19 protein-coding genes are annotated in these 24,966 nt (G+C 35.1%); 11 read left to right on the top strand and 8 right to left on the bottom strand.

The annotated features are described in order from the left end of the window. Nucleotides 1–18: 18 nt before the first annotated feature. Entirely contained in the window at nt 19–762 is a 744-nt protein-coding gene (locus AADH04_RS10565) for a UDP-2,3-diacylglucosamine diphosphatase (RefSeq protein WP_434777237.1), read from the top strand. 60 nt (nt 763–822) lie between these two features. Here the strand turns inward: AADH04_RS10565 and AADH04_RS10570 are convergent, their stop codons facing one another. The 8 genes from AADH04_RS10570 to AADH04_RS10605 all read right to left on the bottom strand — a co-directional run bounded on the left by AADH04_RS10570 (nt 823) and on the right by AADH04_RS10605 (nt 11,149). After that, entirely contained in the window at nt 823–2,292 is a 1,470-nt protein-coding gene (locus tag AADH04_RS10570) for an amino acid permease (protein WP_434777238.1), read from the bottom strand. A 287-nt stretch (nt 2,293–2,579) separates the two neighbouring features. After that, complete coding sequence (gene prpD / locus AADH04_RS10575) at nt 2,580–4,064, bottom strand: 2-methylcitrate dehydratase (RefSeq protein WP_434777239.1); 1,485 nt, start codon at nt 4,062–4,064, stop codon at nt 2,580–2,582. Nucleotides 4,065–4,123: 59 nt separating this feature from the next. Then, the gene (gene prpC, locus AADH04_RS10580; protein ID WP_434777240.1) at nt 4,124–5,254 is read right to left on the bottom strand and encodes a bifunctional 2-methylcitrate synthase/citrate synthase; all 1,131 of its coding nucleotides are present in this window, start codon (nt 5,252–5,254) and stop codon (nt 4,124–4,126) included. Nucleotides 5,255–5,428: 174 nt separating this feature from the next. After that, on the bottom strand, nt 5,429–6,310 hold the full coding sequence (gene prpB / locus AADH04_RS10585; RefSeq protein WP_434777241.1) for a methylisocitrate lyase: 882 nt from the start codon (nt 6,308–6,310) through the stop codon (nt 5,429–5,431). Further along, the gene (locus tag AADH04_RS10590) at nt 6,307–7,017 is read right to left on the bottom strand and encodes a GntR family transcriptional regulator (RefSeq protein WP_434777242.1); all 711 of its coding nucleotides are present in this window, start codon (nt 7,015–7,017) and stop codon (nt 6,307–6,309) included. Before AADH04_RS10590 ends, prpB begins: the two co-directional genes overlap by 4 nt. Before the next feature lie 257 nt (nt 7,018–7,274). Then, entirely contained in the window at nt 7,275–8,024 is a 750-nt protein-coding gene (gene pflA, locus AADH04_RS10595; protein ID WP_434777243.1) for a pyruvate formate lyase 1-activating protein, read from the bottom strand. Nucleotides 8,025–8,123: 99 nt separating this feature from the next. Further along, complete coding sequence (pflB, locus tag AADH04_RS10600) at nt 8,124–10,403, bottom strand: formate C-acetyltransferase (protein WP_434777244.1); 2,280 nt, start codon at nt 10,401–10,403, stop codon at nt 8,124–8,126. Between the two features lie 47 nt (nt 10,404–10,450). Then, on the bottom strand, nt 10,451–11,149 hold the full coding sequence (locus tag AADH04_RS10605; protein ID WP_434777245.1) for a formate/nitrite transporter family protein: 699 nt from the start codon (nt 11,147–11,149) through the stop codon (nt 10,451–10,453). 380 nt (nt 11,150–11,529) lie between these two features. Between AADH04_RS10605 and AADH04_RS10610 the strand changes: the two genes are divergently transcribed. From AADH04_RS10610 to gmd, 10 genes are all read left to right on the top strand, one after another. Next, nucleotides 11,530–12,441 (top strand): hypothetical protein, encoded by a 912-nt coding sequence (locus tag AADH04_RS10610; protein WP_434777246.1) that lies wholly within the window; start codon nt 11,530–11,532, stop codon nt 12,439–12,441. 176 nt (nt 12,442–12,617) lie between these two features. Further along, complete coding sequence (locus AADH04_RS10615) at nt 12,618–12,953, top strand: DMT family transporter (protein WP_434777247.1); 336 nt, start codon at nt 12,618–12,620, stop codon at nt 12,951–12,953. A 108-nt stretch (nt 12,954–13,061) separates the two neighbouring features. Beyond that, a complete protein-coding gene (locus tag AADH04_RS10620; protein WP_434777248.1) occupies nt 13,062–15,353 on the top strand; it encodes a Tex family protein in 2,292 nt (763 codons plus the stop codon). Nucleotides 15,354–15,611: 258 nt separating this feature from the next. Next, nucleotides 15,612–17,051: a mannose-1-phosphate guanylyltransferase/mannose-6-phosphate isomerase gene (locus AADH04_RS10625; RefSeq protein ID WP_434777249.1), complete on the top strand. Its 1,440-nt coding sequence runs from the start codon at nt 15,612–15,614 to the stop codon at nt 17,049–17,051. A 388-nt stretch (nt 17,052–17,439) separates the two neighbouring features. Next, the gene (locus AADH04_RS10630) at nt 17,440–18,240 is read left to right on the top strand and encodes an ABC transporter permease (RefSeq protein ID WP_434777250.1); all 801 of its coding nucleotides are present in this window, start codon (nt 17,440–17,442) and stop codon (nt 18,238–18,240) included. A gap of 7 nt (nt 18,241–18,247) precedes the next feature. Beyond that, nucleotides 18,248–18,964, top strand: a complete 717-nt coding sequence (locus tag AADH04_RS10635) for an ABC transporter ATP-binding protein (protein ID WP_434777251.1) — start codon at nt 18,248–18,250, stop codon at nt 18,962–18,964. Continuing rightward, on the top strand, nt 18,961–21,849 hold the full coding sequence (locus AADH04_RS10640) for a glycosyltransferase (protein WP_434777252.1): 2,889 nt from the start codon (nt 18,961–18,963) through the stop codon (nt 21,847–21,849). The genes AADH04_RS10635 and AADH04_RS10640 overlap by 4 nt, the downstream gene beginning before the upstream one ends. Further along, nucleotides 21,842–22,750 carry an NAD-dependent epimerase/dehydratase family protein gene (locus AADH04_RS10645; RefSeq protein WP_434777253.1) on the top strand — a complete coding sequence of 303 codons (909 nt, stop codon included), beginning with the start codon at nt 21,842–21,844 and terminating at the stop codon, nt 22,748–22,750. Before AADH04_RS10640 ends, AADH04_RS10645 begins: the two co-directional genes overlap by 8 nt. Nucleotides 22,751–22,754: 4 nt before the next feature. Beyond that, nucleotides 22,755–23,903, top strand: a complete 1,149-nt coding sequence (locus AADH04_RS10650) for an acyltransferase family protein (protein WP_434777254.1) — start codon at nt 22,755–22,757, stop codon at nt 23,901–23,903. 26 nt (nt 23,904–23,929) lie between these two features. Continuing rightward, on the top strand, nt 23,930–24,964 hold the full coding sequence (gmd, locus tag AADH04_RS10655; RefSeq protein ID WP_434777255.1) for a GDP-mannose 4,6-dehydratase: 1,035 nt from the start codon (nt 23,930–23,932) through the stop codon (nt 24,962–24,964). Nucleotides 24,965–24,966: the final 2 nt, after the last annotated feature.

The following is a 24,966-nucleotide window of genomic DNA, read 5'->3' on the forward strand; positions in this document are numbered from 1 at the left end:
AAAGTGTCAGGGAACAATATGAGTCAGACCATTTTGATGGCAGATTTACATTTGTCAGAAGAAACCCCAAAATTGAATAAATTGTTTAAACAGTGTTTGAATGAGTGGCAAGGTAAAATTGATGCCTTGTATATTTTGGGTGATTTTTTTGAATATTGGATAGGGGATGATGACAGTAACCCATTTATTGAAACAGTACTGAGCCAATTGAAAGCTTTTGCGCAACATACCCCAACTTATGTGATGCATGGTAATAGGGATTTTTTGCTGGGTGATGGGTTTGAAGCAAAAACAGGTGTCAAGATTATTACAGACCCTAGTTTGGTGAATTTATATGGTAAAGAGTATGTGTTAAGTCATGGTGATATTTTGTGTACAGACGATTTACCTTATCAACAGTTTAGAGCTCAAAGCAGAAACCCTGCATGGCAAAGCGTGATGTTAAGTAAGCCTTTGGCAGAGCGTAAAGTTTTGGCCATGCAGTTAAGACAAATGAGTGAGGGGGTAAAGGCAGCTAATGGGAAAACCTCAATTAGTGATGCTACTGAAGTTGGGGTTGAACAGTTGATGAAGCCTTTTATTGAAGGTAAAGCGAGTGCACCTACTTTTATTCATGGTCATACTCATCGTCCAGATATACATGAGCATAGTATTGCTGGTCATGCTTTTAAGCGCTATGTTTTACAAGACTGGTATAGTGAAAAAGCTGGCTATTTGGTGGTTTCTGAAGGTTCAGTGGATGTAAAAGAACTCACTGTTTAATTGTTGAGTCTTTTGTAAATAAAAAAGCGATTGGTTACAATCGCTTTTTTATTTAAGAGGTTAATCAACATGCCCATCAAATTTCATGTCTTGATATTTGATTAAACGGGATTTTTTCTTAAATTTATAGCCAAACCAAATAACCAAAAATAATGGAATCCCAATATAGGTTGCTGTTAATTTCATCCAATTAATGGTATCGTGTTCAACCGATTCTACACCCTGTCCAGCGATAATAATGGCACATAATAAAAAGGCAAAAATAGGACCAAAGGGAAAGAATTTAGAGCGATAAGGTAGTTTTGATAGGTCTTTGCCTTGGGCTTCATAGCCTTTACGAAAACGATAGTGGCTGATGGCGATACCCAGCCAAGCGATAAACCCAGTCATTCCCGACATACTCAATAACCATTCATATACTTCTTTATTTTTAAATGTGGAGCTTAAAAAACACAACATGGCGATGATTACTGTTGCGTATAAGGCATTTCTGGGTACCCCATTTTTGGATAATTGAGCAAAACATTTTGGCGCTTTACCTTCTGTGGCTAAAGCATAAAGCATACGGGTAGAGGCATACATACCAGAGTTACCTGCGGATAATACAGAGGTTAAAATGACGGCATTCATAACCCCTGCTGCTAAAGCAAAGCCAGCACGTTCAAATACCAGTGTAAATGGGCTAAGCGCAATATCTGACTTATCATTTAATAAGTTAGGATCGGTATAAGGAATCAACATACCAATAACGAAGATGGCGCCGATGTAAAACAGCAAAATACGCCAAAATACTTGACGTACAGCTTTGGGAATATTTTTTTCTGGGTCTTCTGACTCTCCTGCTGCAATACCAATGAGCTCTGTTCCTTGAAAAGAAAACCCAACAATCATGGCTACCCCAATAATGGCAGGGACACCGCCAACAAAGGGGGCATCTCCAATGGTGAAGTTTTGCCAACCAACAGGGGCAGAATGAGTACCCCCTAAAATGCCAACGATCATGGCCAAGCCAACACCGATAAAGATAATGACTGTTACTACTTTAATTAAAGCAAACCAATACTCACTTTCGCCAAAACCTTTGACTGAAATATAATTAAGCAAAAAGATGATGCTTAAAAATAAAGCACTCCAAATAAATGAAGAGGTTTCTGGAAACCAATACTGCATAATCAGTTGAGCGGCAACCAGATCAACAGCAACAGTGACTGCCCAGTTGTACCAGTAGTTCCAGCCAATGGCAAACCCAAATCCATCTTCGACGTAACGGGATGCATAGGTGGAAAATGAGCCTGAAACGGGCATATAAGCAGCCAATTCACCTAAACTGGTCATCAGTAGGTAAACCATGAAACCAACAATTGCGTAGGCAAATAACGCTCCTGCGGGACCTGCTTGTGTGATTGATGCACCAGAGGCAACAAATAATCCTGTACCAATTGAGCCGCCTACTGCGATCATGGTAAGGTGCCGTGCTTTTAGCGCACGTTTTAAATGAGGTTGGTCTTTTTTTGTATCGCTTTGAGTCATCCGTATATCCCAAACACTTTATTTACTTTATTATTGAAATCAAAATAAAGGGCAAAAATAATCGGCTATTCTAACAGATTGCGTAGTGTAACAAAATTGAACTGGCTGAATACTTGTATTATTTTTATGAAAATAAAATACAATTGTTTTGTTTTTTAGAAATGTTGTTTGAAATCAATTTTCTATATTTTTGTTGTTTTAATTTACATGAATCATATTGATAAAAAAACAGACAGGTAGGCTGGCATCATCGTATAGCTTATCTGTCTGTTTTTGAATGGATCAATTTAGATAACCAATAAATCCATAAAAGTATTCACTGGGGTATTTTCTAATTGAGTCTGATCTTTACACAAATCAAAAATAACCTCAGAGCGTTTGGTTGTAAAGCGTGTTTCTAAATTGGCTTTAAATTTTGCTTCCAATAAAGGGATACCTTCTGCTCTACGGCGACGATGCCCAACAGGATACTCAACAGTGATTTGTTCAGTACTGGTGCCATCTTTAAAGAATACTTGAACTGAGTTGGCAATAGAGCGTTTATCTGCTTCTAAATATTCGCGGCTAAAGCGTTCATCTTCCACGATTTCCATTTTTTCTCTTAGTTCATCAATAATGGGATTACTTGCATGGAAACTGTCTTCATAGTGTTCAGCAACAAGGTTGCCAAACGCCAATGGAACCGCAGTCATGTATTGAATACAATGATCACGGTCTGCTGCATTGGCAAGCTGACCTACTTTTGAAATGATGCGGATGGCAGATTCATGTGTTGTAATCACAATTTTTTCAATATCTTGTAAGCGATCTTTTACTTTTGGGTGCAATTTTACTGCTGCTTCACAGGCCGTTTGTGAGTGAAACTCAGCAGGAAAACTGATTTTGAAGAGCACATTTTCCATCACATACGTCCCATATTTTTGGGCAATACTGAATTGACGTTTATCTTCTGCTTTGGTTGCAAGATCTTTATTGGTATGGCTGAATAAAACATCATAAAAGCCCCATTGTGGTGCAGTTAATACTCCTGGGATGCCCATTTCTCCACGCATCGCAATATCGGCCAAACGAACAGCTCGGCTGGTGGCATCTCCCGCCGCCCATGATTTGCGAGAACCCGCATTGGGTGCGTGGCGATAGGTACGTAAGGCACCACCATCGGCAAAAGCATGAGATAAAGCAGACAATAATTGTTCTTTATTTGCCCCCATTAGTTTTGCGGCAACAGCAGTAGAGGCAACACGTACCAATAGGACATGATCAAGACCGACACGGTTAAATGAGTTCTCAAGCGCCAATACACCTTGAATTTCATGTGCCATAATCATGCATTCAAGTACGGTTCTCATTGTTAATGGTGCTTGGCCTTTACTGATATTTTTTTGTGACAAATAATCGGCTACAGCCAAAATACTGCCTAAGTTATCTGATGGATGTCCCCATTCGGCAGCAAGCCATGTATCGTTATAGTCTAGCCAGCGAATGATACAACCAATATCCCAAGCAGCTTTGACTGGGTCTAAGCGAAAAGAAGTTCCTGGTACCCTTGCGCCATGAGGAACAATAGTGTCTTGGGCAATTGGGCCTAAGTGTTTGGTACATTCAGGAAAACGCAAAGCAAGTAAGCCACAGCCTAATGTATCCATTAGACAGTTTCGTGCTGTATCCAGTGCTTCTTTTGATTCAATTTGGTAATTTAAAACATATTCTGCTATATCTTGAAGCACTTGATCGTACTCTGGGCGAATATTTTGTTCAACATTGGCACTCATAATGAATTTTCTTTCTTATTAAATTAATATAGGAGGGCAGCTGTGGCTGCCCTTTTTATTTAGCTGCGTTCATTCATATGAACAAATGGACGTAGCTCTTCCCCAATATATTCGGCACTAGGACGAATAATGCGGTTATTTGCACGTTGTTCAAATACATGAGAAGCCCAACCAGTTACTCGTGAGCAAACAAAAATAGGGGTAAATAAAGAAGTGGGAATATCCATAAAATGGTAAGCCGAGGCATGATAAAAATCTGCATTAGGGAACAATTTTTTCTCATTCCACATGGTTTTATCAATGGCTTCCGAAATTGGGTAAAGTACATTGTCTTTTACTTCTTTAGCCAATTTACGTGACCATTCTTTAATGACTTCATTGCGTGGATCCGATTCACGGTAAATTGCATGTCCAAATCCCATAATCTTATCTTTATTTTCCAACATGTTTAAAATGCCTTTAATGGCTTCTTCTGGTGTACTAAAGCGTTGAATCATTTCCATTGCTGCCTCATTGGCTCCACCATGTAAAGGGCCCCGTAGTGTGCCAATAGCACCTGTGATACATGAATAAAGGTCGCTTAAGGTAGAGGCACAAACGCGTGCAGTAAATGTAGAGGCGTTAAATTCATGTTCCGCATAGAGAATAAGTGATACATTCATGACTTTTTCGTGTAATTGGCTTGGTGATTTACCATGCAGTAAGGCAAGGAAGTGGCCGCCAAGAGTCTTTTCTTTTGTGACACATTCTATGCGATGGCCAAAATGGCTAAAGTGGTACCAGTAACACATAATGGCGGGGAAGGCAGACATCAGCCGATCAGCAATATCTCGTTGTTGGCTAAAATCTTTTTCTGGCTCTAGGGTGCCAAGTACGGAACAACCTGTACGCATCACATCCATTGGGTGTGCATCTTGCGGAATTTGTTCTAGAGCCACTTTTAATGGGGCAGGTAAATCACGTAAAGTGCTTAATTTTCTTTGATAAGCAGCCAATTCTATTTCATTAGGCAATTTACCGTAAAATAATAGGTAGGCGACTTCTTCAAAACTAGCATGTGCAGCCAGTTCTCGAACATCATAACCACAATAAGTTAATCCTGCACCTTCTTTACCAACGGTTGACAGTGCGGTCTGCCCTGCGATGTGACCGCGTAATCCTGCACCACTGAGTTCTTTTGCTTGTGACATTGTGCTTCTCCTTTGTAGTAGTTGAATGTTGCAACAATTATTCTTAAAGCATTAATAAGACATGGGTACGTTTATTTTTTGATTATGAACGCACCATGTTATTGTTATTATTGAAAATCAGTGATTTTTATTATTGGTTTGAATTTTTTATGTTGATATTGATATTTGATAAAATTATTTTTTTTGTGCAAATAAAGCGTCTAATTTGTCTTCAAATGCATAGTAATTGATGCTGTCGTATAGCTCCTTTCTGGTTTGCATCGTGTCGACGACATTTTTTTGAGTACCTTCTTGTCTAATGGTTTGATAAACATTTTGAGCAGCTTTGTTCATGGCTCTGAATGCAGAAAGAGGATAAAGTACCAAAGAAACATCAGCCGATGCCAATTCTTCAGTTGTAAAAAGTGGTGTGGCACCAAATTCGGTAATATTGGCCAGTACAGGTACTTTAACTGCTTGAGCAAATTGCTTGTACATAGTCAGCTCTGTCATCGCTTCTGGAAAAATCATATCCGCACCAGCTTCTACACAAGCACAAGCCCGATCCATTGCAGCTTGTAAACCGTCAACAGCTAAAGCGTCAGTGCGCGCCATAATGACAAAATTTTCATCAGTACGTGCATCTACTGCTGCTTTGATGCGATCGACCATTTCTTGTTCAGAGACAATTTCCTTATTAGGTCGATGACCACATCTTTTTGAGCCAACCTGATCTTCAATATGAATGGCAGCAGCACCAAATTTAATCATTGAGCGAACAGTACGGGCAACATTAAAAGCAGATGAACCAAACCCTGTGTCAACATCAACCAATAAAGGTAAATCACATACATCGGTAATGCGACGCACATCAGTTAATACATCATCTAATGTGCTGATCCCTAAGTCTGGTAAACCTAATGAGCCTGCTGCAACCCCACCACCAGACAAATAGATGGCTTTAAATCCAGCATGTTTAGCTAATAAAGCATGATTGGCATTAATAGTGCCCACAACTTGTAGCGGATGTTCTTCTTGAACAGCATCTCGAAAGCGTTTTCCTGCTGATACATTCATGTGACTTCTCCTTTATTTTGGCCCATTTTGTGCTCTATAAAATGCTGAGCGATATTATTCTTTGCTGTGTTGATATGTCGTTGCATCAATATTTCAGCCAATTGCCCATCGCCAGCTGCAATGGCTTCTAAAATATGTTTATGTTCAATAAATGCTTTTGGTGGGCGGTTTGGTGTGTTGGAAAACTGAATACGATATAAACGAATCAGATGATACATTTCATCACAAAGCATTTTATAAAGCATTTGATTTCTTGAAGCTTGGATAATCCTGTAATGAAAATCATCATCGCCATCTTGATGGTAGTAACCTAATCCGGCTTGAAAATCTGCATCTCGCTCATGTGCATCCAACACTTGGTATAGTTCATCAATCTCTTGTTGTGTAATATTTTGCGCAGCTAAACGGCAAGCCATTCCTTCTAATGATGCTCTGATTTCATATAGTTCAATTAATTCTGTTTGTGACAATGAAACTACTCTGGCACCAATATGAGGTGTTCTCACCAATAAACGTTGTCCCTCTAAACGTTGGATGGCCTCTCTTAATGGGCCTCTACTGATACCATAAGTGCGTGCTAATTCAGCTTCAGCAATTTTTGTGCCTGGTGCAATCGCGCCAGTAACAATTGCTTGTTGAATACTGAGAAAAGCATGTTCAGTAAGCGTGTCAGGTATTAATTTTTCGTTTAATTTTTTATTATGCATTTTATATATTGTCGACAATTTTTTGTGTTGTTGTTATTTTTAGCAATTTTTTAGCTTAATGTCAAACAAAAAATTAAATATTGTTGACAATGTGGCGATGACTTTAGAAATTAAATAAAAATAGATAATAATTCAGTATTCAAAAAATGAAGGAAAGAGAAATAAAAATTCGCTGAAATAATAGGGGATGGTTTTGAATAAATAAGGAATCAAGTTAATCATTAAATCATGATTCCTTAATCATCAAAGTCGGTTTGTTAGTAAGTAACTGTTAAACCATATTCTTCTAATATGGCTTTAATTTTATCTAAAGCATCTTTTGTTGGGGTAGGTGTACCTTCAAGCTTATAAGGCTTTCCTATGGTTGTCCATTTGTGCTTACCCAGTTCGTGATAGGGCAGTAGTTCTATTTTTTCAACGTTTTTCATGTTCTGAGTGAATTCGCCCAATAATCGTATTGAGTGTTCGTCATCTGTCCAACTAGGTACGACAACATAGCGAATCCAGGTTTTTTGATTGCGTTGGGCTAAATGTTTGGCAAAAGTTAATGTATTTTGATTGGATACGCCAACCAGTTTTTTATGAATATCATCATTTAACTGTTTCAAATCCAGCATAACCAGATCGGTTACATCCAGTAGTTCGTCAATAACGGGAGTATATTCACGTACAAAGCCATTGGTATCTAAGCAAGTATGAAAACCTTCTTGCTTACAGGCTCTAAACCAATTACGTACAAACGGTGCCTGTAAAATCGCTTCTCCACCTGAAGCGGTTACGCCGCCACTGGGTTTAATGAAATGTTTATACGTTTGGATTTCTTTCATTAAATCTTCAACGCTCACAAATTGCCCACCCTTAAAGCGCCAAGTGTCTCTGTTATGACAGTATAAGCAACGCATCAAGCAACCTTGAAAAAAAACGACAAAGCGAATACCTGGGCCATCTACAGTACCAAAAGATTCAAAAGAGTGGATTTGTCCTTTTAGTGGTTCTTCTGATTGCATAGTGTGTGTACTCCATTTTTATGTTATTTTGTTGTTTTTAGGTAAGAAAGGCTCCAATTAAGGAGCCTTTAAACTGATAAAACATCAATTAAATAACAATTACACAGCTTCTGTAAAGGTACGTGTCACAACATCTTGTTGTTGTTCACGGGTTAGAGAGTTAAAACGAACTGCATAACCTGATACACGAATCGTTAATTGAGGGTATTTTTCAGGATGCTCCATTGCATCTAAGAGCATTTCTCTGTTCATCACATTAACGTTTAAATGTTGACCACCTTCAATATTACCTTCGTGGTGGAAGTAACCATCCATTAATCCTGCAAGGTTTACTTTACGCATTTCCTCATTTTTACCCAAAGCGCTTGGTACAATTGAGAACGTATAAGAAATACCGTCTTGAGCATATTCAAAAGGCAGTTTTGCGACAGAAGTCAAAGAAGCAACGGCGCCTTTTTTGTCACGACCATGCATTGGGTTGGCTCCTGGCCCAAATGGTGCGCCTGAACGACGACCATCAGGGGTATTGCCTGTTTTTTTGCCATAAACAACATTAGAGGTAATGGTTAATACCGATTGTGTTGGGATCGCATGACGATAAGTTTTCAGTTTTTGAATTTTCTTCATAAAGCGTTCAACTAAGTCACATGCAATATCATCTACACGCGCATCGTTATTGCCAAATTGTGGATATTCACCTTCAATTTCAAAGTCAATAGCCAAACCATCTTCATCTCTAATCGGTTTTACTTTTGCATATTTAATTGCTGATAGAGAGTCTGCTGCCACAGAAAGTCCTGCAATACCACAAGCCATAGTACGGGTAACATTTAAGTCATGTAAGGCCATTAAAGAAGCTTCATAACTATATTTGTCATGCATGTAATGAATGATATTCAAGGCAGTCACATATTGTTGTGCCAGCCAATCCATGAATGAATCCATGCTATTCATGACTTTATCAAAATCCAATACTTCATCTGTCATGACAGGGCCTTTAGGACCAACCTGCATTTTCATTTTTTCGTCCATACCACCGTTAATGGCATATAGCATGGTTTTTGCTAAGTTGGCACGAGCGCCGAAGAATTGCATTTGTTTGCCTACAATCATTGGGCTGACACAACAAGCAATCGCATAGTCATCACTTTCAAAATCTGGACGCATTAAATCATCATTTTCATATTGAAGCGAAGAAGTATCGATAGACACTTTTGCTGCATATTCTTTAAAAGCTTGAGGCAATTTTTCTGACCATAAAATAGTCATATTAGGTTCAGGAGATGGCCCCATTGTGTATAGTGTGTTTAAGAAGCGGAAGGTGTTTTTGGTGACCAGTGTACGGCCATCTAAACCCATGCCAGCTAAAGATTCTGTTGCCCATATTGGGTCACCTGAAAATAATTCATCATATTCAGGTGTACGTAGGAAACGAACCATACGTAGTTTCATGACTAAATGGTCAATCAACTCTTGCGCTTCTACTTCAGTTAGTGTGCCAGCCTGTAAATCACGTTCAATATAAATATCAAGGAAAGTAGATACGCGGCCAAAAGACATAGCGGCACCGTTTTGTGATTTCACTGCGGCAAGATAAGCAAAATAAGTCCATTGAACAGCTTCTTTTGCATTAGTTGCTGGTTTAGAAATATCAAAACCATATTTAGCAGCCATTTCTTTAATTTGGCCAAGGGCTTTATGTTGCTCTACAATTTCTTCTCGTAATTGAAGAATTGCTTCTAGATCATCACCTGCTTCTAATTGACCTTGTAATGAAGTAAATTGATTGAATTTATCTTCCATTAGGTAATCAATGCCATAAAGTGCAACACGACGATAATCGCCAATAATACGACCACGACCATAAGCATCTGGTAACCCTGTTAACACACCAGATTTACGACAACGTAAAATATCAGGTGTGTACACATCAAACACCCCTTGGTTGTGGGTTTTACGGTATTTTGTGAAAATATCTTTAACGTTTTTGTCTAATTCACGTCCATATACTTTACATGAATTTTCAACCATTTTGATGCCACCAAAAGGAATTAAGGCTCGTTTTAATGGTGCATCTGTTTGTAAACCAACAATGGTTTCTAAATCTTTATTAATATAGCCAGCTTCATGGGAAGTAATGGTCGAAATAACATCCGTATCAAAATCTACAGGTGCGTGTGTACGATTTTCTATTTTAATGCCTTCCAATACCTGATCCCATAAAGAGTCAGTCGCTTCCGTTGCGCCAGCTAAGAACGTTTCATCGCCTTCATAAGGTTTGTAATTTTTTTGAATAAAGTCACGTACATTGACTTCATTTTGCCATTGGCCGTCATGAAAATTTTTCCAGGCTGCTGCGAAGCTGTTGTCTTTAGTCATTTTTTTATCTCCATAGATTCATACTACTAATCAATTGCTACAACAAGTTAAGAACAAAGTGTTTCATTAATACTCACCGATCTGGTTTTTTTCTTTAACAATATCCACCAGAACGTTAAACCTACAACCATCCCGCCAACGATATTGCTTAAAGTGACAGGAATAAGATTTTTAATTACAAATTGGTTGCTGGTTAAATATTGATAATGTTCTGTAGAGTTGTTAACCAATAACCAAAAATCAGGTACAGCCATCCCCAGAAAAAATACTTCCTGTAATTTATATGAGGCTGTTTCCAAAATATTCAAGCTCCACAAACCCTTAGCAAATATGTTTGGGTGAGCGAACCAGATAATCACAATAAAGATAAGAGTAGCAATAAAATTGCTAAAATAAACCAGATAATAGGGTGATAACAATTTTAGCCAAGCAAACTTACCTTGTGCTGTTGAAATAATATTCAAAATAATGGATGAGAAGAGGTTAACGCCATAAATACCAACTAGCGTCAAACCTAATGAGAAACAAATACCCCCAATTAGTTTTGCTAAACCATAGGGCACATTTGCTGTACCTGTTGTAACAGTAGTATAAAAAGCGAATGCGATGGAAATAAACACACCAGCTACAATAGCAGAGCACAAGGTAAATAAAGAATACTTACTTACTTTATAGTAACCTGTATTTTCTGCTGTTTGCGCTATTTCCAAAGGAGATAATATGCCTCCCTGTTTATTTGAGCACAAACTACCACACCTCAAGCTAATTATTTAACCTGTTTTTATTTATATTTTTAAATCAGGTTAAATTTTGATAACACACCTCGCTTTGTATTGTTTAGAATCATACGCCTTTAAATTTCAAATTGTTTGATTTAGATCAAATAATTTGAGTTGCCATCTTATTTATTTAGAATGTATCAATCTATGGTTTAAGTGTATTGTAAATCGTATTATTTTAATTATTGAAATAATGATTTAATTGAGAAGAGCAAATATATTGATTACAACTACAAGTTAGTTTGATCATGCTTTAGTAGTTTTACTATCATAATAATTTATTTAACTCAAAATTTATTTTCATAAAAATTTCAATGTGTTTTAAAATAGGGATTTTGAGCAGGATAATGTATAAATTTAAAATGAAGGTTTGCCAATGGGAAGAGGTTGATTTAAATATTTACCAACAAGCATATAAAAGATTCGGCGGTAATATTTCTTCTCATCCAGATATTTTGGCTTTTCAGCATGAATATGCTGATTGTCGTGAAAAATATCTTGCTAAGAGTGATAAGAATAATCAAATAGTTGCCGCTATGTGTGTGTGGGATAAGAAATATATTGCTAATACGCCTGAGTCAAGAGTGTTAGTGAAGGATTTGGCCATTCCAGTACAAACAGATGAATTATTGTTGCCGATTGCAAGTAATGTAATTATACCGTTTAAAACTAAAGTTTTATCCGAGGTTCATCAAAAACAAGTATGTAACGCTTCCTTTCGGATAAATTCTGGTAGAGAAATTTGTTTAGCCAAAGGACTAGGTAAAAATGGCTTTTCAAAGAAATCACAAAATACAAGGAATCGAGAATTGCAACGTTTCCTTGATGCTGGTGGAGAAATATATTCACATAACAAGTTTACTCCTGAGCAGATATTTGAGATGTATAGTTCTTTATTTTATCAAAGAAGAGGTAAATATCCTGAAAATAAAGAAATGAACTTATTGTTTCTTAATCGATTTAAAGATTACATTTTTGGTAGTTTTCTTTTTTTTAAAGGTGAGCCATGTGCATATCAGTTAATTATTAAGTCTGATAGCCTAGATTGGGTTAATTTTGATTACATAAATATCGGTTATGATCAATCTTTAGCTCACTTAAGTGTTGGCACAGTGGTTATGTGGAAAAACCTTCTTGATGCAGAGCAGTATTGTAAAAATAAAAATAAAAATATGCGTTTTTCATTTGGTAATCCTAGTGCTCAATATAAAGAAAGATGGTGTTATAAACAACCTGTAGGACGTATTTTAAGTATTTAAAATCAATATTAAATTAGGTATAATTCATTCTTGGTTTAGAGCATTGATCTATTTTAAAATAAAAAGAATTAATTGTTTTGTTGGTAAAAATGAATGAGTGTTTTAATTATAATTTAATAGCATTTGATTATGGAAAATATATTGAATTTAATCATTTAGCTTACATAAGGTATACGATGAAAACAGGTTTTTTATGGTTGTTTGTTGCCATAGTTGCAGAAGTGCTTTCTACCCATTTTTTAAAAGCGACAGAAGGCTTCTCTAAATTGGTTCCTACAGTATTGGTGTTGTTGGGATATGCAATTGCTTTTTTTTGCTTGAGTCAGACTATCAAAACAATTCCTACTGGTATCGCTTATGCAATTTGGTGTGGTATGGGCATTGTACTGGTTAATTTATTGGCTTTTTTTTTGTACGGTCAAAAACTGGATGTTGCTGCAGTAGCAGGTATTACATTGATTAGTGTGGGTGTATTAGTGATACAAGTCTTTTCCAAAACCACAGTTGGTTAAAATTTTTTTGGTTTTATTACAAATATTTGTTTGATTGTAGAGAAACTTTACAGGTTGTCCATAAAAAGTTTATCCTTATAATCTTTTTCTTCTAAAGTTTACGTTTTTATGGATATCACACAGCGCCTAAGTCAAGAGCTTTCTGTTAAATTAAATCAAGTTGCCAATACTATTGAATTATTAGATGAAGGAGCGACAGTTCCTTTTATTGCTCGTTATCGTAAAGAGGTGACTGGTGGGTTAGATGATACACAACTTAGGCTATTGGCCGAACGTTTGGTTTATCTGCGTGAGTTAGAAGATAGACGTAAAGTCATTGTCAATAGTATTACTGAACAAGGTAAAATGACAGATGATTTGCTGCAGAAAATTAATGAGGCAGATAATAAAACCTATTTAGAAGATTTATATCTTCCTTTTAAACCTAAACGTCGCACTAAAGCCCAAATGGCTAAAGAGGCTGGGTTAGAACCATTGGCATTACTGCTGTGGCAAAATCCACAAAATGCTCCAGAAGAGATTGCGGAACAATACTTAAACCCTGAACACAATATTAATGAAATTAAGGTGGCTTTGGATGGTGCCAGAGCCATTTTAATGGAAATTTTTTCAGAAGATGCCGCGCTTATTGGTCAGTTAAGAGATAAACTATGGAAAGTAGGGCAAATTACCTCAAAAGTTATTTCTGGTCAGGAAGAAGCAGGCGCTAAGTTTGCTGATTATTTTCAACATCAAGAATCTATTGCCTCAATCCCTTCTCATCGTGCTTTAGCCTTATTAAGGGCTCGTAATGAAGGGATTATTCATTTGAATCTACAATATCAACCAGAAGAAACAGCGGTTACACAAGCCAGTGAATTTGAGCAGTTGATTGCACAGCATTTCTCTATTGAGCAAAAGGGCAGAGCTGCTGATAAATGGTTACAAGATACTGTTAGATTATGTTGGCGGGCAAAAGTATTTTTGTCTCTTGAGCTAGACTCTTTAAATCGAATGAGAGAGGCTGCGGAAGAAGAAGCGATTCGTGTGTTTGCTCGCAATCTACGTGATTTATTATTAGCCGCTCCTGCAGGTTCACATACAACGATAGGGTTGGATCCTGGTCTGCGAACAGGTGTAAAGGTTGCAGTAGTTGATTCAACTGGTAAATTATTAGCAACTGATACCATTTACCCGCATGCACCTAGAAATAACTGGCAAGAATCATTAAGCACTCTATCTAGCTTGATTAAGAAACATAACGTTACACTGATTGCTATTGGCAATGGTACAGCCAGCAGAGAAACAGATAAATTAGCTGCTGATTTAATTAAATTATTACCTCAAAATAATGTCCACAAAATTGTTGTGAGTGAAGCTGGGGCGTCTGTTTATTCTGCATCAGAACTTGCTGCAAAAGAGTTTCCTGATTTGGATGTTTCTTTACGTGGTGCTGTGTCTATTGCCAGACGTTTACAAGATCCATTGGCAGAATTGGTAAAAATTGATCCTAAAGCCATTGGGGTGGGGCAATATCAGCATGATGTTAATCAAAATCAGTTAGTAAGAAGCCTTGATGCTGTTGTTGAAGATTGTGTGAATGCAGTGGGTGTTGATGTTAATACAGCATCTACTGCGTTATTAAGTCATATTTCTGGACTTAATCATACTTTGGCTCAAAATATTGTTGCCTATCGTGATGAACATGGTGTTTTTAAACAGCGTAAACAATTATTGAAAGTACCACGTTTAGGTGAAAAAACATTTGAACAAGCGGCTGGATTTTTACGCATTAATGATGGTAATGAGCCCCTAGATGCATCAGGTGTCCACCCAGAAGCTTATCCTGTTGTTGAAAAAATGCTCAAACAATTGGGACAACCGATTAAACAAATAATGGGTAATACAGAACAAATAAAATTGATTCAGGCGACACAATTCACGGATGAGCGTTTTGGTTTGCCTACAATCTTGGACATTCTAAAAGAGTTGGAAAAACCAGGTCGAGATCCGCGAGGAGAATTTAAAACAGCCACTTTTGCTGATAATGTTGCGGATATCAAGGATTTAGAAGTAGGTATGATTTTAGAAGGCGTGATCACTAATGTTGCCAATTTTGGCGCTTTTGTTGATGTTGGTGTTCATCAAGATGGGTTGGTGCATATTTCTGCGTTAGCTGATAAATATGTTTCTGATCCTCATACAGTGGTGAAAGCTGGTGATGTAGTTAAAGTCAAAGTGATGGACGTAGATGTGGCTCGGAAGAGAATTGGATTGAGTATGAGATTAGGTAATGATACAGCTAAATCTAAAGAGAAAGATATTAAGCAAAACAGAAAAGATGAGCACCCCCAAATTTTTGATGGTCATGTTAGTACAGTCATGGCCGATGCATTTGCAAAAATAAAAAATAACTTATAATTTCGTTAATTAATTTTAAATTTCTAAAGAGGCCACTTAATTATATCTATAATAAGGTGGTCTTTGTGTGTAATGTATAGCAAGAGTACTCCTCGTGTTTAATTAAATTCTATTAAAAATAGAATTGTTGATATTTGGTTTTAGATTTCATTTTTAATTTAGGGTATTTATCATTTGAATTGGTATTACTTTATTGTAAAGCTTATGTTAAAATAATGAATTAATTTAAGTGCTATAATATCAGGTTAAATTTTGAAAATGAATAGTGTATCTAAAATTGTCCCAGTTTTATTATGTGGAGGCGCGGGTTCGCGTTTATGGCCTGTTTCAAGAGAAGAGCATCCTAAACCATTTTTACAAATTGGAGATGGCTATTCATTGTTACAAAAAGCTTTTATTCGTGGCATTAATGCAGCCGAAGGTGTAACAGATGTTTTAACTGTAACTAATATAAACTTATTTTTTAAAACAAAAGAAGAATTTGAAAAAGTTAATGTAAACCAGTTAGAAACAACGTATATCCTAGAACCTTTTGGTAAAAACACAGCCGCTGCTATAGCTTCCGCTGCATTATATGCTCAACAAAAATATGGTAATGCAATTTTACTAGTGCTTCCTGCAGATCATTTGATTAAAAATGAACAGGCATTTAATGAAGCTGTTTCCAAAGCAAAATTTTTGGCTGAAGAAGGGAAAATAGTTACATTTGGTATTAAGCCCACTACTCCAGAAACTGGTTATGGTTATATTCAAGCTGATGGCTATAATGTGGTTCGCTTTATTGAGAAGCCATCAAAAGATAAAGCAAAAGAGCTTGTTCAGTCGCCTGATTATTTATGGAATTCAGGAATATTTTGTTTTTCCTCTGAAATTATGCTTCAGGAACTTGAAAAATTCTGTCCTGAGTTACTGCAAGAAGTGAATGCCTGCTTAAATGTATCAGAGAAAACTAATGCAGTTAATATGAATAAAATTAGATTGTCGAAGGAAATGTTTGATCAGGTAACTGATATTTCTATTGATTATGCTGTTATGGAAAAATCTAAGAATGTTGCTGTAGTTCCTTGTGATATCGGATGGTATGATATTGGTTCATGGGAGGCTATGGGAGAGTTGAATGGTCGAGTTGATGAGTATGGAAACAGGGTCATTAATAACAGTGCAACAAAATTAATTAATACTCAAAATTGTTATGTGAATGCTGACAGTCGTGTCATTGGGATGGTTGGGGTAAAAGATTTAATTATAGTTGATACTCCCGATGCATTATTGATTGCAGATAAAAAACAAACTCAGGATGTAAAGCAGATTTATACACAGTTAAAACAAGAAAATAATGAAGTCTATAAACTACATCAAACAGTTTATAGACCATGGGGTAGCTATACTGTTTTGGAAAATGGCGAACACTTTAAAATTAAAAGAATTGAAGTAAAGCCTCAGGCTGCTTTATCTTTACAAATGCATCATCATAGAAGTGAGCATTGGATTGTTGTTTCTGGCATGGCAAAAGTGATTAATGGTGAACATGAACAATTGCTTAATACTAATGAATCCACTTTTATTCCTGCAGGCCACAAACATAGATTAGAAAATCCAGGTATTCTTCCATTGGTTTTAATCGAAGTACAAAGTGGGGAATATTTGGGTGAGGATGATATCGTTCGTTATAGTGATGATTATGGTCGTGTACGATGAATTTTAGTTATATTATTTTTAACTGAATGGCTGAAGTATTGTGTATTCATTTTTAAAACAAGTTAAGAAGATTAACTTGTTTTAAATATTATCTTAGACATGTAATAGTACTGCATATTAATCTTTTAATGGGAATTATCTTTAGATAGGGATTTTAACTAATAAATTAGTCGAAGGTAGGGTAGAAAACTACCCTGAATCAGAAGAAATTAGTTATCAATTAGTTTAATCTTAAATAAGGCCATTATTGAAACAAATGTGAAATAGAAGTAATTAATGCTGATATACGCTGTGCGTTTAAATGTTAGAATTTCTGATGATAAATGTCTATTGGATAAAAAAATAACAGGGTTATTGCGTTTTTTAAATAATAATATGAGTAGTGAATATGACTATCTATAGTGGTTTCTTAGTGAATAGTACTAAAAATATCCTAAATGTATTGAAAAAATTTCAAGTAATTTTGTATTTTGCTAAAAGTGATACAGAAGCAAGGTATCGTAGGAGTGTACTTGGCCCATTCTGGTTGACGCTAGGTACGGTTATCGGGGTTTTAGGATTGGGTGTTATTTGGAGTCAAATTTTAAATATTGAATCAGCTGAATTTGTACCAAATTTAACAATTGGTTTAATTTGTTGGCAACTATTTTCGGGTTGTGTTGTAGAGTCCCCCAGTGTTTTTGTACGTTATACTTCTGTAATAAGAAATTCGCCACAGCCTTTTATTTTTTACCCTGTATTATTGGTCTCAAGATATTTTGTAAATTTTGCACATAATTTTATAATAATAATTGGAGTGTTATTATTTTATCAGACGCCATTTAATGTAAATATTCTATTATTTTTTCCTTTTCTTTTTTTAGTATTAATTAATCTTGTATTTTTATCTTTAATTCTTGGCGTGATTGGTGCTAGGTTTAGAGATTTAGAACCTACTATTGCATCGATTATGCCTTTGTTATTTTTTGTTACTCCTATTTTTTATAAACCATCACAAATAAAAATAGCGTCATGGGTGATTGATTTTAATCCAATGACTTATTATATTGCTGTAATAAGAGAGCCTTTGTTAGGCTCCACACTTAATGCAGAGATTGTATATGGATTTAGTATCATTACTATTGTCGTTGTTGGTTTTGGATTATTTTTATTAAATGCTAAAAAACATAGACTAGCATTTTGGTTATAGGCATATTATGGCTTTTGTAAAATTTGAAAATGTTTCTTTAGAGTTTCCCATTTATAACGCCAAGACAATGTCTTTACGTCATAATTTACTTAGAATCACTACGGGGGGGCGTATATCACAAGATTCAAGTAAACATATTGTTATTCGTTCACTTGATGATGTTTCATTTCAGTTTGATGATGGTGATAGTATTGGCCTAATAGGTCATAATGGTGCAGGAAAAAGTACGTTGTTACGGACAATTGCAGGTATTTATCATCCAACAGGGGGACAAGTAATCAGAGAAGGAAAAGTCTCCACTGTATTTGAACTTGGTGCTGGAATAGATTATGAACTTAGTGGGTATGAAAATATATTGAGAATGGCTATGTTGCAGGGAGTAGGCTACAAAGAGGCATTATCAATACTTGATAATGTCGCTGATTTTACTGGGTTAGGTGATTTTTTGAATTTGCCTGTTCGAACATATTCAAGCGGAATGACTATGCGATTAATGTTTGGAGTGGCGACTAGCATTAAACCTGAAATTTTGTTGGTTGATGAAATGATTTCAACTGGAGATGCTGAGTTTCAGGAAAAAGCTATTCAAAGAATGAAACATATTTCAAAATCATCAAAGCTTTTTGTCTTAGCTTCCCATGATATTAATATGATTAAGTTAATGTGCAATCGAATTTTTAAATTAGAACATGGTAAGGTTGAAGAGATTAAGGTTGAATTATGAATAGGCAGATATGGTTTGATTTAACAACCTCCATGCAGTGGGGAGGTGGTATTGTTGGTATTGTGAGGGCTGAACTAGAAATAGCCGTCAATTTAAAAAAAATAAATAAGGATATTAAGTTTAGTGTAGAAGAACATGGTCATTTTAGAGAGGTGACCGTTGAAGAGCTGGCATGGTTATTAAATGCAAGCAATATAACAGAGGCATATTTAAATCAAAAAGGTAAACGACCTATATCTGCTAATATTGAAAATTCTATTAATAGCTTAAGGTATTCTGGTAGTGGTAGAAGTAAAAGATTTAAAGATGCTTTTTTTCTGATGTTGAGTGTTTGTCCACAGTGGTTACAAGGGATTGGACTGATTCTCTCGTACTTACCGATTAAGTTGATAAATATTCTATCTTATTTATATGCAAGGTTAAATTTTAAAAGTTCTAGGAAAATATTAACACAATCACAAAAACTGTTGACTGTTCAGTCTCCATATATAGATGGAGACATTATTTTAAGTGTTGGGTGGATGGACAGTAATAAAGAAAAATTGTTTACAAAAGTAAAAAAAGATAAAGATATTAAAATAGTTTATCTTATTTATGATTTAATCTTAATTAACGAACAAACAAAGCATTTTTACCCTAAAGAGGGGAGCAAGAAATTTAATCAATATTTTCGTTGGGTCTCTAATCATTGTGATTTTGTTTTGTATGGTGGTGAAGTTGCGAAAAAAGATGCTCACGCGTTTCAAAAAACTCATCATTACACTATTCCAGAAGGGAAGGGAATTAAGTTTGGTTCTGATATCATTAGAAATGACCATATCAATGAAGATGTAGATAAGAAAATTTTGGCAGGTTTGGGGATTAGGCGCAACTATATTTTGACTGTAGGGACAATTGAGGTGCGTAAGAACCATGATGTTTTATATAAGGCATATGCTTTATTGTCAGAGAGGCAAGAGGGCGATATCCCTTTGTTGGTTATAGTGGGAAAACAAGGATGGAGAGCCAAAGATGTTGTAGATAATATGACCAGAGATCCAAGGGTTGCTGGTAATATAATGATGATTTCTCCAACAGATGTAGAATTAGATTGTTTATATCGTCATTGTTTGTTTACTGTGTTGCCTAGTTTGTATGAAGGTTGGAGTTTAACCTTACCCGAAAGTTTTGGATACAATAAGTTTTGTTTATGTGCAGATGTTCCTCCGCTACGAGAAATCGGAGAAGGGATCGCTGATTTTATTGATCCTTTAACCCCCTTTGAATGGGCTGATAAAATAGCTTTTTATAGCAAAAATTTAGGTGAGGTTTATCAAAAAGAAGCCATTATTAAGAATAAATGGAATAATATTACATGGTTTGACTGTGCTCAAGATATCAATCAAATTATCACCACATTAGATTTTTCTATATCTCCCCCACAAAAATCAAATGCTATTTGGTTTGACATGACAACTTCTTATATAATGTACCGCGGAGGTATTTCTGGAATTATTAGAACAGAACTAATGCTTGCAAAAGAGCTATATTACTCTGGCTATAATGTTATCTATTATGCAATTGATCACTCAGGATTTTTTGAAATTAATCAAGATAAGCTGGCATTAATTTTTGAAGCAGCAACAATTGAAGAAGGATTTGCCGCTTTTCAGGACTATTGGAAAAAGAACCCAAATGAATTCCGAGTGCCAATTGCATCTGAAGTGGTTACCGAAAGAGGTGTTTTTCCAGAATTACAAGATGCGTATGACGTTAGTCATTCAAGAAGGCAGCGGATCGTTCAAGGTGTTTTACTGATGTTAAGTGTCTTTCCAATAAAATTCAGTAATTTTATTGTAAGACATATCTTTAGTTATGGAAAAAAATTTGCTAATCGAGTAAATGGTGATATATTTGAAGCTGATTTGAATAGTACGGTCGATAATTCACTTCAAGATTTACCGTTTAACAAAAATGACATTGTATTGTCTGTGGGTTTGGATTGGTCGTTAGTATCTTTAAAAGCAATAAAATTATCTAAAGCGGTAAAGGATTTTAAATATTGTAGTATTATTTATGATCTTACTCCTGTCAATTACCCTCAACTTCATTCTGAACAAAATAGTAAGCGTTACCATAAGTTTCTGGAATTAAATACGGAGATTTCAGATATGATTTTATATGGTGGGCAAACAGCTATGGATGATGGTATTCAATATCAAAATAAATTTGGGTGGACAGTTCCTTTTAGTTTACCCATACGGTTTGGCTCTGATATTAGTTATTCTAATGATTTAAAAAGAATAACTAATAATGATGAGCAAATTTTAAGCGATTTGGGCATTAATAGAAATTTTATTATCGCTGTCGGTACATTAGAAATCAGAAAAAACCATGAAAGTTTATATAAAGCGTATTTAAAACTCATTGAGCGTAGAGAACAGGCGCTCCCATTATTAATTTTTATTGGTCATAAAGGATGGAAAATTGATGATTTTTTAGACTCCTTTGATGAAGATGAACGCATAAAAGGTAAAATTATCCGTTTATCACCATCGGATGAGCAGTTGAATGTATTGTATCGTCATTGCTTATTTACTGTATTGGCTAGCCAATATGAGGGTTGGAGTTTAACCCTTCCAGAAAGTTTAACATATGGTAAATTTTGCCTTGTTTCAGATGTCAAACCACTGAGAGAAGTAGGGGGGGATTTGGTTGATTATATCCATCCATGGGATATTGAAGGATGGGCTAATAAAATCATGTTTTACGCTCAGAATCATCAAATTTTATTAGAAAAAGAAGAAAGAATCAAACAGAGCTGGAAAAAAATTACTTGGCATGATTTTTATTTGGATGTAATGAATAAATTAGAAAATTTTCAGAAGGCACAAATAAATGAGTAAGCGCATACTAATTACAGGAGCGACAGGTTTTATTGGTTCTGCTTTATTGTCACAATTACAGAAAAAAGATTGTATCGTAATGGGGGTTACCTCCTCTCCAAAGTCTGTTTCAGAGCATATTCAATATATGAATTATTTAGACGTTAATTGCGTCAAAAATTTGGTTAGTGAGTTTATGCCTGATCAAATAGTTCATCTTGGTGCTATTGCAAATGTGAATCATGGCGATTTATCTGATATATATAAGGTAAATGTGATTTGTTCTGAAATATTGATGGATAGTATTTATAGTGTATGCCCTGCTGGTACAGCACTTATTTTGACAAGCACTGCTGGGATTTATGGTAATCAAGAAGAAGACTATTTGCATGAAGAACTACCAATGAAGCCAGAAAACCATTATTCTTATAGCAAGATGATCATGGAAAATATGAGTAAGAATTATAATGATTATTTAAAAATAAAAATCATTAGGCCATTTAATATTATTGGGCAAGGTCAAAAGGAGTATTTTTTGATTCCCAAAATGACTAAACATTTTGCACATAAAGAGTCAGTTATTCATCTTGGTAATATTTCATCAATTAGAGATTACGTTGACATTGTTGATTGTGTCAATATATACGAAAAATTAATATTAGACGAAATTGATTTTGATGGGGCATTAAATATTTGTTCAGGCGTAGGTTATAGAGGTGAAGATATTCTGACGATTCTTGAGGAGATAAGTCACTATTCTTTAAATAAAATAATTGATGATCGTTTTATTAGAAAGAATGAAGTTTGGCGATTAGTAGGCTGTACAGAAAAACTGAAAAAGATTATTGGAGAGGATTGTATTCAAATTTCTTTACGTGGAATATTAGAGCGTCTATATTCTTCTTATCTCTGTGAAAGTTGATAAAATGCATGAATTTAAATTACTTTGTATATCTGTTGGTTTTTATTTTATTGCAGCTTATATAGCAGTATTTTTTAATAAATTTTTTAAACTAAGTTTAGAATATACTCAAGGTTTTGACTCCAATCTAGAAATATTAAGAGGCAGTGCTGCTTTTCTAGTGTTTATTGCGCATACAACCATGTATTTTGGTTGGTATGCACCTAAATATATGTTAAGTGCTTGGTCTGGAGCTGTTGGTGTGAGTATTTTTTTTATGTTGACAGCGTATTTGTTTTGGGGGCAAGTTTGCACAAAGTCGGTTAATTTTAATACTTTTTATAAAAAAAGAGTCTTAAGATTAGTGCCTTTGGTCATTGTTTTTATTTCAATAATTACAATTATTGATTGGATTTTATCAGGATTCCTGTTGCCTAATAAGCAACAAATGCTGAATATATTGAAAAATTATGGTTTTGCTTTTGCTGGTGTTAACGATATATTTTCTGAGAATATGTTTCTGAGGATTAATGTTATTTGGACATTGAAGTGGGAGTGGTCTTTATATTTGTGTTTGCCTATTTTAGCAATTTGGCCAAGAAAAACTACTTTATTGGTGGCATTCTTTATTTTTGTACTTTATTTTACTGATGTTAATGATATTTTTAAAGGGGAATCGGATGTCATTTATTATGCTTCTTTTTTGTTAGGGGCATTAGCCTATTATATTAAAGACTATTTTAGCAAACAGATGAGACTTTATGGAGTTTATTTAGGTCATTTTTGCTTATTTGTTGGGGTAACTTTGTTGTTATATTTGGTTTTAGGGAAAAGTAGTTTAAAAGTAAAATCATTTTATATTATCTTTTCTGCATATCCTTTCTTTTTGTTTTTTCTGTTGAATGGTAACTTGCTTTCAAAGTTTAAATTTCAAGGGGTAAAATTAATTGGTAAGGTTAGTTATTCTCTGTATCTTTGGCATCTCTCAATTAATTATTATTTAGTTGCATTTGTTAAAAATTATTTTAATGTTAGCCAAGAACAATTTTTTTCGAATAGTCTGAATTATGCATTATTTGGTTTAGTTGCCCTTTTAATTAGTTTATTTGTTGCTTTTGTTTCATATAAATATATAGAAGAATTCTTTTTATCTAAAAAAGACAAGATTATGTAGCTTTTAATTTATCTCAGGAGTTTTACATGAATATTGCTGTTATTACAGGAATCACTGGTCAAGATGGTGCTTATCTTGCAGAGTGTTTGTTGGAAAAAAATTATATAGTATATGGTACTTATCGTCGGACAAGTTCTGTAAATTTTTGGAGAATTGAAGAATTAGGAATAAAACAACATCCCAATTTACATCTGGTTGAGTATGATCTAACAGATTTATCCGCTAATATTCGCTTATTGCAACAAACTAAAGCGACAGAAGTATATAATCTTGCTGCACAAAGTTTTGTCGGTGTATCTTTTGAACAGCCTATTACCACCGCAGAAATTACTGGTTTGGGGGCGGTTAATTTATTGGAAGCCATTCGTATTGTTAATCCTAAAATACGTTTTTACCAAGCATCAACATCAGAAATGTTTGGTAAGGTACAAGCTATTCCTCAGCAAGAAGATACACCTTTTTATCCACGTAGCCCTTATGGCGTGGCTAAATTATATGCTCACTGGATGACAATAAATTATCGTGAGAGCTATGGTATTTTTGCATGTAGCGGTATTTTATTTAATCATGAATCTCCTTTGCGTGGTCAAGAATTTGTTACACGTAAAATTACTGACTCGGTGGCAAAAATTTCATTAGGTAAGTTAGATATACTTGAATTAGGGAATTTAGATGCCAAACGTGACTGGGGGTATGCAAAAGAATACGTAGAAGGTATGTGGCGTATGTTGCAAGTTGAAAAGCCAGATACCTACGTCTTGGCAACGAATAGAACGGAAACTGTCCGTAAATTTGTAACGATGGCTTTTAAAGCTGTAGGCATAGAATTAGCATATGAAGGAAACGATGAAAATGAAGTAGGTATTGATAAAACTACAGGTAAAGTGTTGGTTCGAGTGAATCAGAAGTATTATCGTCCAGCAGAAGTTGATTTACTTATTGGTAATCCAGAAAAAGCAAAAAAAGTTTTAGGCTGGGAGCCTAAAACAAATTTAGAAGGCTTATGCGAAATGATGGTAGCTGCTGATATTAAGCGGAATAAAGCTGGTTCTTCTTTTTAAGC

The sequence above is a fragment of the Neisseria sp. Ec49-e6-T10 genome (assembly GCF_051132615.1).
In the GTDB taxonomy this organism is placed as follows: domain Bacteria; phylum Pseudomonadota; class Gammaproteobacteria; order Burkholderiales; family Neisseriaceae.

Coding starts and splice junctions, on each gene's coding strand:
- AADH04_RS10565 (WP_434777237.1), top strand. CDS start 19: ATGAGTCAGACCATTTTGATGGCAGATTTACATTTGTCAGAAGAAACC.
- AADH04_RS10570 (WP_434777238.1), bottom strand. CDS start 2,292: ATGACTCAAAGCGATACAAAAAAAGACCAACCTCATTTAAAACGTGCG.
- prpD (WP_434777239.1), bottom strand. CDS start 4,064: ATGAGTGCCAATGTTGAACAAAATATTCGCCCAGAGTACGATCAAGTG.
- prpC (WP_434777240.1), bottom strand. CDS start 5,254: ATGTCACAAGCAAAAGAACTCAGTGGTGCAGGATTACGCGGTCACATC.
- prpB (WP_434777241.1), bottom strand. CDS start 6,310: ATGAATGTATCAGCAGGAAAACGCTTTCGAGATGCTGTTCAAGAAGAA.
- AADH04_RS10590 (WP_434777242.1), bottom strand. CDS start 7,017: ATGCATAATAAAAAATTAAACGAAAAATTAATACCTGACACGCTTACT.
- pflA (WP_434777243.1), bottom strand. CDS start 8,024: ATGCAATCAGAAGAACCACTAAAAGGACAAATCCACTCTTTTGAATCT.
- pflB (WP_434777244.1), bottom strand. CDS start 10,403: ATGACTAAAGACAACAGCTTCGCAGCAGCCTGGAAAAATTTTCATGAC.
- AADH04_RS10610 (WP_434777246.1), top strand. CDS start 11,530: ATGTATAAATTTAAAATGAAGGTTTGCCAATGGGAAGAGGTTGATTTA.
- AADH04_RS10615 (WP_434777247.1), top strand. CDS start 12,618: ATGAAAACAGGTTTTTTATGGTTGTTTGTTGCCATAGTTGCAGAAGTG.
- AADH04_RS10620 (WP_434777248.1), top strand. CDS start 13,062: ATGGATATCACACAGCGCCTAAGTCAAGAGCTTTCTGTTAAATTAAAT.
- AADH04_RS10625 (WP_434777249.1), top strand. CDS start 15,612: ATGAATAGTGTATCTAAAATTGTCCCAGTTTTATTATGTGGAGGCGCG.
- AADH04_RS10630 (WP_434777250.1), top strand. CDS start 17,440: ATGACTATCTATAGTGGTTTCTTAGTGAATAGTACTAAAAATATCCTA.
- AADH04_RS10635 (WP_434777251.1), top strand. CDS start 18,248: ATGGCTTTTGTAAAATTTGAAAATGTTTCTTTAGAGTTTCCCATTTAT.
- AADH04_RS10640 (WP_434777252.1), top strand. CDS start 18,961: ATGAATAGGCAGATATGGTTTGATTTAACAACCTCCATGCAGTGGGGA.
- AADH04_RS10645 (WP_434777253.1), top strand. CDS start 21,842: ATGAGTAAGCGCATACTAATTACAGGAGCGACAGGTTTTATTGGTTCT.
- AADH04_RS10650 (WP_434777254.1), top strand. CDS start 22,755: ATGCATGAATTTAAATTACTTTGTATATCTGTTGGTTTTTATTTTATT.
- gmd (WP_434777255.1), top strand. CDS start 23,930: ATGAATATTGCTGTTATTACAGGAATCACTGGTCAAGATGGTGCTTAT.